We start from the raw sequence: 12,672 nt of genomic DNA on the forward strand, positions 1-12,672 counted from the left end.
ATCTCCCACCTCAAACTTACCCCAAAACCAGGAAGAAACCCGCTTGGGTTTCTTCCGTCAGTGGGAGGAAGCCGTCATTTTCTGTAGTCAAGCCCCCACCCATATTCATACATCCCTGGAATGGTCACCGGCAATTTTCCCCGAGGCGGGTTCACTCCAAACAGGGTGTCCACCACCGCATCCAGGGAGACGGAGTTGAAGCCATAGGCAGTCATATAGGCATCCACATCGGAATAATCCTTGATGTCGTAGGGGTTGCGAAATGCAATGACCACCAGCGGCTTGTCCAACTCCCTCAGGGCTTTCACCAACTTCACCTGTTGCGGATTGAGATGGGAAGAGGTGGTTCCCACCAGGAGCACATCCTGTTTTTTCGCCATCTCCACCGCTTGCCGGATCTGATCATCTGTCGGGTTGGCCTTCATAAGAACTTCAGAAGTATCGGCATGGTAAGCGGCCACCCGGTCCCGGAGAGAATACGGACTGATGATCCCCAATCTCTGTCCCTTCTTCAATTTCAAAGGGAGTAAATCCTGCTCATTTTTTACAAGGGTGATGGAACGATCCGCCAAATCCCGGGCGATTTCCCGGTGTTCGGGAGTCCCCACCCGCTTCGGTAGCTGATCCACATCCACCATGCGCTCATCAAACAGGTGGTATTTCTTTTTCTTCTGCAAAATCCGGTGGACGGACCGGTCGATTCTCTTTTCTGAAATCTCACCGGATCGAACTGCGTTCACAATCGCCTCAAAGACTTCGATCTGTTCCTGAGCCGAGAGGGAAGGAGTCAGCAGGATGATGTCCGCGCCGGCATCCACTGCCTTCACCGCCGCTTCTGGAACCCCGCCGAAATAATCAGCCACTCCGGACATCGTCATGGAATCGGTGATGATGAGACCCTGAAAACCCATCTCTTTCCGCAACAGGCCTGTCAGGATCGGTTTGGAGAGCGTGGCCGGCAATTCGGGGGTGTCATCCAGAGCCGGGATGTGGATATGGGCGGTCATGATCGCATCGATCCCCTCCCGGATCGCCCGCCGGAAGGGGACGAACTCTGTTTTTTCCAGCTCGGCCCGGGATTTGTCGATGACCGGCAGGCCCAGATGGGAATCCACATCAGTGTCCCCGTGTCCAGGGAAATGCTTGGCAGTGGCAATCACCCCGTTTTTTTGAGATCCACGTATGGCTGCCGCTCCCAACTTGGATACCAATCGGGGAGATTCACCATAGGAACGCACCCCGATCACCGGGTTCTCCGGATTGACGTTGACATCCAGCACAGGTGCCAGATTCATCTGGATCCCCACCGCCCGCAGCTCTTTCGCAGTCAGTTGCGCCGCCCGGTAAGAACCCTCCGGGTCCCGGCCCGCTCCCAGAGCCATATTTCCCGGAAGTTCCGTCGCACCCTCGGTCATCCTCGCCACCACGCCCCCTTCCTGATCCGTCGCGATGATCAGAGGAATCCCGAGACGGGTGCCGGAGGCGATCTCCTGCAGACCGTTGTTCAATCGGGCTGTCTGGTCAGGCGTCTGTATATTATCCGAATAGGCGAACAGAATCACACTTCCCGTATGACTCTCCTCAATCAGGCGCCGGATGTCGGAGGTCGGATCCGAGCCGTAGAATCCGACCATCATCATCTGTCCCACTTTCTCTTCCAGAGTCATCCGTTTTAACCATTGACCGATTCCCTGCGCCTTCTTCCCCGGATCGGCCTTCACCGGTAATCCCACCCAGGTTACCGCCAGTAACACTGACAACAAGACCGCAATCAAGCGATGTCTTTTCATCGTTATTTCTCCCTTCACTGGAATCCTTCTCTCTCATCTATTATTCTATTTATAGTTCGAACCTTTCGAAAGAGTGGTATTTTCGGTGATTATGTCGAACAGGTTGATTCCCTGGATAAAGAGGTGATCAGAATTTGATTGAGAGTCGTTATGCCCGTTACAAAAAGATTTTTGCCGGCGTTCCCAAACCTTTTGCCTTTCTCGACCTCGATCTGTTACGGGAAAATATCAAGGACATTCAGGATCGGAGCCGAGGGAAGAATGTGCGGATCGCCAGCAAATCGATCCGCAGTGTGCCTGTGCTTCGACTGATCCTGGAGTCTGGGGAACCTTTCCGGGGAGTGATGTGTTACTCCCCCTTGGAAGCCTTGTTTTTGGCAGAACAAGGATTTGACGATCTGCTCATCGCCTACCCGGCCTGGGAAAAAGAGCACTTACGCTCCGTCGCCGCCCGAGTAAATGCGGGAAAGTGCATCACCCTGATGGTGGATTCTCCCCCGCATGTGGACCGGCTGGAGCAGGTGGGTCGAGAACAGGGGGTTTGCCTCCCCGTCTGCCTGGACCTGGATGTCTCCGTCTCCTTACCGGGCCTTCATTTTGGTGTTCACCGTTCTCCTTTGTCCACCCGGGATTCATTTCTGGAGACAGCGAAAAGAATCCATGATGCAAAACACCTCCGACTGGATGGGATTATGGGTTATGAGGCCCAAGTGGCCGGTGTGGGTGATCGTGTTCCCGGCCAATTCATCAAAAACGGGCTGATCCGTCTGTTGAAAAAGCATTCCATCTCACGGACGGCCCGCATTCGTAAAGAATGGACCGCCGCCCTGGAAGAACTGGGACTGTCCCCCCGCTTCATCAATGGCGGTGGAACAGGGAGCCTGGCTGAAACCGCCCGGGAGGATGTGGTAACTGAAGTGACTGTCGGATCCGGGTTTTACTCCCCGGCTCTCTTTGATCACTACCGCTCCTTTTGCTATCAACCGGCGGCGGGTTTCGCCCTAGAAGTCACCCGTCACCCCCGCCCGGGGATCTACACTTGCGCCGGAGGCGGCTACATCGCCTCGGGTGCGGCGGGGGCAGATCGACTTCCCCGACCTTATCTCCCGGCGGGAGCACGTTTAACCTCTCTTGAGGGAGCCGGTGAAGTGCAAACTCCTCTTCGATTGAGGGAGGGCGAGCTTTCCCTGGGAGACCCGGTCTTTTTCCGCCATGCCAAGGCGGGGGAATTGTGTGAGCATTTCAATGAATTGTGGGTCATCTCCGATGGAGAACCCATTGATCGCTATCTGACATACCGAGGAATGGGGGCCTGCTTTCTATGAAACCCAATGTGAAAACCAGACCAAAAATTTGGACCAACTGGTCCGGGTCTGTTCGCTTCACCCCCCGAGAAATCGCCCTCCCCGCCACGGAAGAGGAGATGATCTCCCTCGTCCGTCGGGCCCGAGAAAGAGGCACCTCGATCCGGGTCATCGGCTCCGGTCATTCTTTCACTCCGTTGGTTGAAACGGACTCCACTCTCGTCTCTCTGGATCGGATGCAGGGAGTCCAACCCGTCGACCCTGAAGAACAACAGGTGTCCGTCCTGGGCGGCACCAAGCTGAAAGCCCTGGGTGCATCTCTCCTCCAACAAGGCTGGTCACCGGAAAACCTGGGGGATATCGATGCCCAGTCCATCGCCGGTGCCGTCAGCACCGGTACCCACGGCACCGGTATGAGATTGGGAAGCCTCTCCGAGCAGGCCGAAGCCCTCACCCTGATCACTGCCGACGGTCAGATCCGGGAATGCTCCGCAAAACAAGATCCAGACTTGTACCAGGCGGCCCGAGCATCCATCGGAAGCCTGGGCATCATCACCCGGGTTCGGCTGCGGGTGGAACCCCTATATCGCCTTCATTTTCGGAGCAAGCGCCTTCCACTGGACGAAGTGGTGAATCGGCTGGAGGAGTATAAATCAAATCATCGGCACTTTGAATTTTTCTGGTTTCCCTATACGGATTCGGTACAGGCCAAGTTTATGAACAAGACCGATGCCCCTCCCACCCGTAAAGGATGGTGGAGTTCCTTTAACAAGTTGGTTCTTGAAAACGGCGTTTTTTGGTTCCTGTCGGAGGGAGCCCGGATCATTCCCCGTGTCAGCCGGACAGTCAGCCGGATCGCCGCCTGGGGGGTTCCCCAATTTGAAGAGACCGGCGACAGCCAATCCCTTTTTGCCACTCCCCGTCATGTTCGGTTTAACGAAATGGAATACAGCATTCCCGCAGAATCCCTCCCAACGGTGATCGAGGAGATGAAACAAACGATGGAGAAACGTCGGTTCCCGGTTCACTTCCCCATCGAGATTCGATTCGTCAAAGGGGATGACATCTGGCTCAGTCCCGCCTTCGGCCGGGACTCCGCCTTCGTCGCCGTCCATATGTATAAAGGGATGCCTTATAAAGAATACTTCCAGGCGATGGAACAAATCTTCCTCCGCCACGACGGCCGACCCCATTGGGGAAAGATGCACCACCTGGGGGCCGATGAGCTCTGCAAGCTTTATCCCCGCTGGCAAGACTTCCAACGAATCCGCCGCAAACTGGATCCCGATGGACTCTTCCTCAACCCCCATCTGCGACGCATCTTCGGTTTATGAGCCCCACGCCAAAAAAAACGGGCCGATCATCAGCCCGTTTTTTATCCATTCACCCTTCTTCCACCGGCACCAGATGATTCTGCTCTTCCTCGGTGTATGGCCGGGATCGGATCAGAAAGCGGAGGCCCAGTGGAATCTCCAAAGAGAAGGAAGCTCCACGCCCTTCTGTGACATCCACAGTCAGTTGGGTGTGTTTCCAATATTCAAACTGAGAACGGGACATATAAAAGTCACACCCATGGATCTGTCCTAAACATACATCGCTCATCCCCGTCCGAAAATCCCCTTTTCGGAAGCACATCGGCGCCGATCCGTCGCAACAACCTCCGCTCTGGTGAAACATCAGGTCCCCGTGCTCTTCCCGAAGTCGGTCGATCACTTGTTTCGCCGCCTCAGTGACGAGAACCCGGGGGACTCGCTCCACCACCTTTCCCTCCTTCATCGGATCAGAATAACCCGGTCGGATTTTGATCATAGGAAATCAGGAGATTCTTCGTCTGCTGGTAATGCTCCAGCATCATCTTATGATTCTCCCGGCCGATCCCCGACTGTTTATATCCCCCAAAGGCCGCATGGGCCGGATACTGGTGATAACAATTGATCCAGACCCGCCCCGCCTCGATCTTGCGGGCAATCTGATAGGCCTGATGGACATCCCTCGTCCAGAGTCCCGAACCTAGTCCGTACAGAGTATCGTTGGCGATCTGGAGCAACTCTTCCTCATCCTTGAATTTGGTGACGGAAACCACCGGTCCAAAGATCTCTTCCTGGAAGATGCGCATTTGGTTGTTTCCTTCAAAAACGGTCGGCTTCACATAAAAACCGTCGGGATACCACTCGTTTTGATAAGCCTCCCCGCCGATCAGAACTTTTGCCCCTTCCTTCTTCCCGATATCCAGATAACTCATAATCTTTTCAAATTGATCCCGGGAGGCCTGGGCTCCCATCATGGTTTGCGGATCCAAGGGATCACCCAGCCGGATCTTCTCCACCCGTCGCAGTGCCCGCTCCATGAATTCATCATAGATGGATTCCTGAATCAGGGCGCGGGAAGGACAGGTACAGACTTCTCCCTGGTTGAGAGCGAACATAGTAAACCCCTCCACCGCTTTTTCCAGGAAGGAGTCATCCTTGGCCATCACACTTTCGGTGAAGATATTGGGTGATTTCCCGCCCAGCTCCAAGGTGACCGGCTTGATGTTTTCCGACGCAAATTGCATGATCAGGCGACCTGTCGTCGTCTCTCCGGTAAAAGCAATCTTACCCACATCCGGATGGGTGGCAAGAGGCTGCCCCGCCTCCGGACCAAATCCGTTCACCACATTGAGAACTCCCGGCGGCAGCAGATCCGCCACCAATTCGACGAAGAGGAGGATCGTGGCGGGGGTCTGTTCCGCCGGTTTCAAAACGACACAGTTTCCTGCCGCAAGAGCGGGAGCCAATTTCCAAGCGGCCATCAGCAAAGGAAAATTCCAGGGGATGATCTGCCCCACCACACCGACAGGCTCTTTGATGTGCATGGCCACCGTCTGCGCGTCGATCTCCGATACGCTGCCCTCCTCCCCCCGGATCACACCGGCGAAATAGCGGAAATGGTCGGCAGCCAACGGGATGTCAGCCGCCAACGTCTCCCGGATCGGTTTTCCATTGTCCCAGGTTTCGGAGAGAGCCAGCATCTCTCGGTTTCGGTCGATGCGGTCGGCGATTTTCAGGAGAATTTTACTCCGTTTGGCAGCCGGTGTATTCCCCCACTTCTCCTTGGCCTGATGGGCTTTGCGGAGAGCCAAATCAATATCTTCTTTCCGGGAGCGGGGCACCCGGGTGAAAACCTTTCCATCCACCGGGGATGGGTTATCAAAATATTCACCTCCCACCGGAGGCACCCATTCCCCCCCGATGAAATTTTCATAACGGGGTTTGAACTGAACCGGGCTTCCCTCGGTATTGGGCTTTTTGTAGCCGGACAACGTCACACTCATCGCCGTTCATTCCTCCTCTGTTCGATTTGGAAACAACGGGACTTTTGAATGGATGTCCCTTAGAAGCCTTCGACAGGGAATCGCTGAACCCTCCCTTATTCCAAATATTTGGCCAACTTTATTTCCGTTGGGGTCTGGGATCAAAATTCCCACGCTCCTTTTGAATATTGCGTGTCCCTGTCAGTTTCATGGATCATCACCTACTTCCCGTCCCGAGATAAAGATATGTACCCGGATCAGGGAACATTCCCCCGGAGGACAATCCCCGGTGATAACAACGGTTTTTGCTGTGATGCAAGCTGGATTGCTGGCACCAGGCCAAACCTATTTTTACCGTTTCATCGCCAAAACGGGACACCCCCAGACCGGCCGCTTCCGGGCCCTCGCTCCCTCCTCTCTCCGGTTTGCCTATATCAGTTGCCAAGATTATACCAACGGATATTATCATCTTCTTCGGTTCGTGGATAAGAAGGATTTTAAACTATTACCATAAAGAGAGAACGAAAAGCCTCACCTCCCAGGCCGAGTTTACGGCAACCGAGGGTGGAGGCGCATCGAATGGAAGCTCTCACGGCGTTGCTCGTCGCACTTATGGCCGTTGCTCGCTTCCCGGACTGGCATGGTCGCCATCGAAGAAGTAGCGTTGACCCCTTGATTTGAGTATATGAAAACCGATTGTGAAGGTGGTACTTTGCAACCGGTCACAGGCCCACGGTAGGGCGTCCCTCATTCCTTATCTCTTGCCACTATTAAATACACTTTATACGATGATATACAATGGGACAGGCGTGTTGATTATGGCAACATACGACTCCCTATCCACTCCCGGTTAATCAACAGCCCTGACAATGGGAACAAAAAATCCGGGTAGGGGAAACCCTAACCGGATTTTTCACCTTGAAGTTGTCCCATTTCCGATTCTGTTTTATCCCGATGCTCATCAAGCAAATGGTGCAAACTGATAAACGACTCGGCTCCCTCTGTCATCCAATGGTGTTTGTTTGTTGTACTGATGCAAAGCAACTTTCAGTGTACATTGGTGGTCATCCAACATTAAGGCCATTTCCAGTCTGGTTTCGTATGGAAGTTAATACCATTTCCTGCTTTTTTGACCATTCTTGGTTCTTGACGAAGGATCAAGAGTATTGGTTTGAAATCCGGATTTACCTAAATAAAACTCCCCGTCAAATTCTTTACACTCATCATGACATTCGTCAATTGCAATCGGTGGCTGTTCCATGGAAGGTACACTCCTTTATTAGTTTACAATCATATTACCTACTTTAGGAAGAGAAATATGTATCGGATTTTAACCTCTAGTCAATGGCCGTATACAAAGAACGAAGCCGGGAGGGAATCAACCCTGCCCGACTTGGTTTTTTATTTTAGCACCCGTTCCACCGTGATACGATCTTGCCCTCGTTTTTGTCCATCAGCTCCTTCAGCTTTTCCGTCACCGCATCCTGAGCTCCCGGATCCAGCTCAGCCAAACTTCCAAACAATCTATCTTCAGGAAATCACAGCCCATTACCAAACGGATTCTGACCGAAAATATCTGGATCAAACTATTCAACAGTGCCAGCCACGGATACTTCATTCTGGAGCTTTCACCAAAGAAAGCCACCTGGAAGGCCCTACCGCCTTGCCAATATCATATCCCGCAAGCCTTGACAAGTCCCTTCTCTTCCACTGCGGTGTCAACAGACCAAGCCAGGAACGATGTATTGAAGAGGACAACGATGAGACTGGAAAGCCGGCAACCATATATGAGTGAATACTCAAACATCTGCAGGGAGAAGAAGTGGAACCTATCACGAAGTTGTTTCCATTTTGGGAGCCGGTTGGTCATAAGCCATATCAATCAGATTCTTATATTTCTCTTCCACCACATTCACCTTCACTTTCAAGGTGGGTGTCAACTCGCCGCCGTCGACGGACCACTCCTTGCCGCAGACCACGGTTTTCTTGGGTCTTTCATACGCGGCAAACCCCTTTGTATGTTTCTCCACCTCTTCATTCAGGAATCGTTTCACTTCGGGATGTTCCGCCAGATTTTCAGGATCTTGTTCCGGAAGGCTTCGCTTCCGGGCCCAGGGAAGCAGGTTCTCATAGTCAGGAACCACCAAGGCGATCACATACTTGCGTCCATTTCCGATCAGAGTCGCCTGAGCAATATACGGGCTGTTGGTGATGTGGTTTTCCACCGGCTGGGGAGCCACATTTTTCCCAGTGGACAACACGATCAAATTCTTTTTCCGATCGACCACCCGCAGGAAACCGTCTCGATCCCATTCTCCCAAATCACCGGTGTGCAACCATCCATCCCGGAGCGCTTCCCGGGTGGCTTCTTCATTTTTGTAATACCCTAGCATGATGCTTGGACCACGTGCCAGGATTTCCCCATCGGAACCGATTTTCACTTCCAGATTGGGCAGCGGTTTTCCCACCGTGCCAATTTTGGAACGTACCATCGGATTGGCGGCAATGACGGGGGAAGCTTCCGTCAAACCGTAACCTTCCAGCACCGGGATGTCGATCGACCAGAAAAAGCGGGCGATTTCCGGATTGAGGGGAGCCGCCCCGGAGACCAAGCCCCGCAGCCGCCCACCGACCCGTTCCTTGATCTTCCGGAAGACCAGCCGATCCGCCAATGCGAATTGTCGTCTGAGGTCTGAGGGGATCGCCTCTCCCTTGATCAACAAATCCATCCGGGCATCGACAAAACCTTCATAACGCCTGCGACCCACATTCACCGCCCAGTTGAAAATTTTCCGCCTGAACGGCGATGCCGACGCCATCTGTTCCTGTACTTTGGCATAGATCTTCTCCAACAGTCGGGGGACGGTGGTCATCACCGTGGGTCGCACTTCGAGCAGATTCTCCTCGATGGTGTCAATGCTTTCCGCGTATGCAATTGTCGCCCCCTCCCGCAAGGGGACGAACTGTCCCGCCATCCGCTCAAACACATGGGAGAGAGGGAGATAGGACAGACATACATCCCCGGGTACCAACTCCACAATCCAGAATTGCACGCCTTCCGTATTGGCCAGCAAATTGCGATGGGTCAGCATCGCCCCCTTGGGGGGACCAGTGGTACCCGAGGTGTGGATAATGGTGAAGAGCTGATCCCCTTCGATCTTCCTCCACCCTTCCTCCCAGTCCCTTCGGGGATGCTCTCGCCCCGCTTTTCGAAGGGAGTCAAAGGAGAGTACCCCTTCCCCTTCTGAAAAACCGGGGGCGGTTTTCATCACGATATGATGAGACAGCCCTGCGTCTGTGGACCGAATTTTGTGGAGCTGATCATCCGCTTCCACCACAGCTGTCCGGCAATCCGCATTTTTCAGAATATATCCGGTCTGATCAGCGGTCAGCGTCGGGTAGATCGGGACACTGACCGCTGCCAGACTGGCCACCGCCAGGTCTGTAACCGGCCACATCTGGTTATTGTTGGAGAGGATCGCCACTTTATCCCCCGGCCCCACCCCGAGATGGGCAAGCCCTGCCGCAGTCTCTCTCACCTGCTCCCACATCTCCCGGTATGTGATCGACCGGTAAGCCCCTTCTTCCTTGTACATCAGCGCCTCTCTGTCGGGTTCACGCTCCACTGATTGCCATACCATCTCCAACAGGTTCTTGGGCTTCATCATTTTGCCTCCATTCCCTATGGATTCATATGATTTCACTCCACCTTTAACTTTCCCCGTCGCTGTGACGATCCACTTGAACGAGTCATTTGTTATCTCGCTGACCGGAATCCATCTTTCAAAAAACGGGGGATATTCATATTTACGTGGATGACCCTTTTCCTTTTTCCTTTTTGGCGCAGGACGATTTGGATCCACAAGAATCACCCGACGTGTTCTCTGAGCCGGTCTTACCGGTGGAGAGTAAGGAAGCCCCCGGAGTCATCTGGGCAAAGGCCGGTTTCGATCCAAAGCCAGAGCAGTGAAGGAACCTACGGCGATTCGGTTGAGCAAGCGAGCCACCGATTCCACTTCGACTTCTTCCTTTTCGTTCATCAGACGCTGGATGACCACTTCGTTAATCGCCCCCACCATGGCCTGAGAGACCAACCCCATCTCCGAATCGGAAATGCCTTCAGGCAGAATGGACCGGACCGTGTCATGGATCATCCGGGCAAAACGATGATGTGCCTTCCTACGAACTCCTTCCACCTCCGGACTGATTCCCACGGAGGTGATTAACAATACCTGGGCAATCTCCTGATGGTCATTGCACAATTCCATATACCGACGGATCCCGGCATATCCCTTGTAAGCCACTTTCCTTTCAGCATGGATCGCCTTTTCCACTTCCCGGAGAAATTCATCCGCCAATTGGTCAAACAGATCGGCCAACAATTCATCCTTGCTTCGGAAGAAATTATAAAAAGTGGTTTTGGAGATTCTGGCCATCTCCACTACATCCAGAATGGACGTCTCTTTATACCCTTTGGATACAAACAGGTGCATCGCGGAGTAAAGGATCTTTTCTCTGGGATAGTCCGGCAACTCTCTGGTGAGCAACAAAGGTTTCACACTCCACACTCCCATTCCGATACCAGTACGTACACGTATTTTACTGCAAAGGAAACAGTGGGTCAATACGGAATAGTCCAAAAATACTGCGGAGAAAAACGCAAATGAGAGATGCTTTTGCACCTCCAGTGAACTCTGTCACATCCCGAAAGTCGAAATCCACATCCGACCTGATCATTTCTCCCAGCGGAAAAAATCCCGGGATCATTGGGCACACCCTCCGGCACATGTGTCCATACAATAAAGCAGAAGCCAGTTCAGAGGAGGGTAACAAATGCGTCTTCCCTATTCTTATCCCGTGATCACACCCAGCAAAAACCCGGACCTCATTCTGTTGCAAGATATTGTCAGATCGATCAACGGGCAGTACCAGGCGATCACCTGCTACGCCCAGATCGCCGAGATGGCTCCAGTGCAACAGAAAGAAAAAATTCTGGGCATCCGACAGGAAGAGATTCGTCATTACCACACCTTCGTCAACATCTATACCAGCCTTACCGGACAAAAACCCCCTGGAATCACTCCGGAACCCTGTCCGAAAAACTACCGGGAAGCCCTGGAGTTTGCACTGAAAGACGAACAGGAAACGGTTGATTTTTATCTCCATATCGCCGATCGGGCTGTCACTCCCCACATCAAGCAGGCATACATGCGGGCGGCTCAGGACGAACAAAGGCATGCTGTCTGGTTTTTATTCTTCTGGACCAAACAATGCTGTCTGAAAAGCAACTGAAACTCCGCAGATCCACCGCGGAGTTTCTTCTCTATTATGGGGCAAACCCCTCTTGGCTCACATAAACTTGATCATCGGAGAAAACCCCTTTCAACCGGTCATAGACGATCCGCCAAGCGGCAGGATTGTACCATTCTTCCAATCCCAACCTTTCATACAGCGAATCAATTCCCAAGTTTCGGGTTCGTTTGCCCCCGCTGCCATCACCCATAAAATAATCGTCCACACAGACACGATCGACCACTTCCGCCAATGTGGCCGGAAACTCCTCACTGCTGGGCAAAACCGGGGCGATCGCGGCTTGGGTCGGTACTCCGGCCTCCGCCAAAAGTTGCAGCGCCTTCAACCGGCCAGTGATCGGCGGAGCACCCGGCGTAAAATGCTTGCGAATCTCTTCCCGGTCCGTCTCTATGGTCATGCTGATCCGGACGCGATCCTTGAAGCGGAGGAACAGATCGATGTCTCTCTGCACCAATGGACTTCGGGTCTGCACAAATAAGAAATCAGGCGGAACTTCCACCATCACTTCCAGCAAGGACCTTGTGATCTCTTCCCGATATTCGATCGGCTGATAGGGATCGGTGCTGGATGACATGAAAATCGTCACTTTGCCTTTTGATTTGGCCTTTGTAAGCTCTTTGCGCAGTAACTCAGCCGCCCCTTTTTTGATATCCACCCAGGTTCCCCATTCTTCCCCGCGGAAGGAGACCGGCATTTGCCGTACATAACAGTAGGAACACCCGAATGAACAGCCTGCATACGGGTTGAGAGTATGACTGTAACCGGCCAAAAAGCCGGTTCCCTTATTGAGAAGCGTCTTCGGGTATTTATAGATCAACTTACTTTTCACAGGAAATCCTCCAAAGATCAACCATTCAGGTTGGAATTGCGGTAAACTCCTGCCAATCCAATATCTGTATCATCCTTCTTAATCCTATACTTAAATTGTATCGTACTCAGACAGAAGTCACAGAGATATCACCAAAAAACCCCT

At 52.9% G+C, this 12,672-nt stretch carries 11 protein-coding genes; 4 read left to right on the forward strand and 7 right to left on the reverse strand.

Features of this window, described 5'->3' with window-relative positions:
* Positions 1–74 precede the first annotated feature (74 nt).
* On the reverse strand, positions 75–1,790 hold the full coding sequence (gene nagZ, locus IEV46_RS05510) for a beta-N-acetylhexosaminidase (protein ID WP_188430744.1): 1,716 nt from the start codon (positions 1,788–1,790) through the stop codon (positions 75–77).
* A gap of 134 nt (positions 1,791–1,924) precedes the next feature.
* Between nagZ and IEV46_RS05515 the strand changes: the two genes are divergently transcribed.
* Entirely contained in the window at positions 1,925–3,115 is a 1,191-nt protein-coding gene (locus IEV46_RS05515) for an amino acid deaminase/aldolase (RefSeq protein WP_188430746.1), read from the forward strand.
* Positions 3,112–4,428 carry a D-arabinono-1,4-lactone oxidase gene (locus IEV46_RS05520; protein ID WP_188430748.1) on the forward strand — a complete coding sequence of 439 codons (1,317 nt, stop codon included), beginning with the start codon at positions 3,112–3,114 and terminating at the stop codon, positions 4,426–4,428. Before IEV46_RS05515 ends, IEV46_RS05520 begins: the two co-directional genes overlap by 4 nt.
* Positions 4,429–4,477: 49 nt before the next feature.
* Here the strand turns inward: IEV46_RS05520 and IEV46_RS05525 are convergent, their stop codons facing one another.
* Together IEV46_RS05525 and exaC are read right to left on the reverse strand one after the other, a co-directional pair.
* Positions 4,478–4,870 carry a DUF779 domain-containing protein gene (locus IEV46_RS05525; RefSeq protein ID WP_188430750.1) on the reverse strand — a complete coding sequence of 131 codons (393 nt, stop codon included), beginning with the start codon at positions 4,868–4,870 and terminating at the stop codon, positions 4,478–4,480.
* Positions 4,871–4,874: 4 nt separating this feature from the next.
* Positions 4,875–6,407 carry an acetaldehyde dehydrogenase ExaC gene (gene exaC, locus IEV46_RS05530; protein ID WP_188430752.1) on the reverse strand — a complete coding sequence of 511 codons (1,533 nt, stop codon included), beginning with the start codon at positions 6,405–6,407 and terminating at the stop codon, positions 4,875–4,877.
* Positions 6,408–6,675: 268 nt separating this feature from the next.
* Here exaC and IEV46_RS05535 point away from each other — a divergent pair, with 268 nt between their 5' ends.
* Positions 6,676–6,900, forward strand: coding sequence for a hypothetical protein (locus tag IEV46_RS05535; RefSeq protein WP_188430754.1), 225 nt, complete (start codon positions 6,676–6,678; stop codon positions 6,898–6,900).
* A gap of 594 nt (positions 6,901–7,494) precedes the next feature.
* Here IEV46_RS05535 and IEV46_RS05540 read toward each other — a convergent pair.
* The 3 genes from IEV46_RS05540 to IEV46_RS05550 all read right to left on the reverse strand — a co-directional run bounded on the left by IEV46_RS05540 (position 7,495) and on the right by IEV46_RS05550 (position 10,945).
* Entirely contained in the window at positions 7,495–7,647 is a 153-nt protein-coding gene (locus tag IEV46_RS05540; RefSeq protein WP_188430757.1) for a hypothetical protein, read from the reverse strand.
* A 571-nt stretch (positions 7,648–8,218) separates the two neighbouring features.
* Positions 8,219–10,051, reverse strand: coding sequence for an AMP-dependent synthetase/ligase (locus IEV46_RS05545; protein ID WP_229735918.1), 1,833 nt, complete (start codon positions 10,049–10,051; stop codon positions 8,219–8,221).
* Between the two features lie 261 nt (positions 10,052–10,312).
* Positions 10,313–10,945, reverse strand: a complete 633-nt coding sequence (locus IEV46_RS05550; RefSeq protein WP_188430761.1) for a TetR/AcrR family transcriptional regulator — start codon at positions 10,943–10,945, stop codon at positions 10,313–10,315.
* Between the two features lie 274 nt (positions 10,946–11,219).
* Here IEV46_RS05550 and IEV46_RS05555 point away from each other — a divergent pair, with 274 nt between their 5' ends.
* Positions 11,220–11,678, forward strand: a complete 459-nt coding sequence (locus IEV46_RS05555) for a ferritin-like domain-containing protein (protein ID WP_188430763.1) — start codon at positions 11,220–11,222, stop codon at positions 11,676–11,678.
* 34 nt (positions 11,679–11,712) lie between these two features.
* Here the strand turns inward: IEV46_RS05555 and IEV46_RS05560 are convergent, their stop codons facing one another.
* Positions 11,713–12,528 carry an SPL family radical SAM protein gene (locus IEV46_RS05560; RefSeq protein ID WP_188430765.1) on the reverse strand — a complete coding sequence of 272 codons (816 nt, stop codon included), beginning with the start codon at positions 12,526–12,528 and terminating at the stop codon, positions 11,713–11,715.
* Between the last annotated feature and the right edge of the window lie 144 nt (positions 12,529–12,672).

It is taken from the genome of Kroppenstedtia guangzhouensis (assembly GCF_014637345.1).
GTDB lineage: Bacteria > Bacillota > Bacilli > Thermoactinomycetales > DSM-45169 > Kroppenstedtia > Kroppenstedtia guangzhouensis.

Coding starts and splice junctions, on each gene's coding strand:
- nagZ (WP_188430744.1), bottom strand. CDS start 1,790: ATGAAAAGACATCGCTTGATTGCGGTCTTGTTGTCAGTGTTACTGGCG.
- IEV46_RS05520 (WP_188430748.1), top strand. CDS start 3,112: ATGAAACCCAATGTGAAAACCAGACCAAAAATTTGGACCAACTGGTCC.
- IEV46_RS05525 (WP_188430750.1), bottom strand. CDS start 4,870: ATGAAGGAGGGAAAGGTGGTGGAGCGAGTCCCCCGGGTTCTCGTCACT.
- exaC (WP_188430752.1), bottom strand. CDS start 6,407: ATGAGTGTGACGTTGTCCGGCTACAAAAAGCCCAATACCGAGGGAAGC.
- IEV46_RS05540 (WP_188430757.1), bottom strand. CDS start 7,647: ATGGAACAGCCACCGATTGCAATTGACGAATGTCATGATGAGTGTAAA.
- IEV46_RS05545 (WP_229735918.1), bottom strand. CDS start 10,051: ATGAAGCCCAAGAACCTGTTGGAGATGGTATGGCAATCAGTGGAGCGT.
- IEV46_RS05555 (WP_188430763.1), top strand. CDS start 11,220: ATGCGTCTTCCCTATTCTTATCCCGTGATCACACCCAGCAAAAACCCG.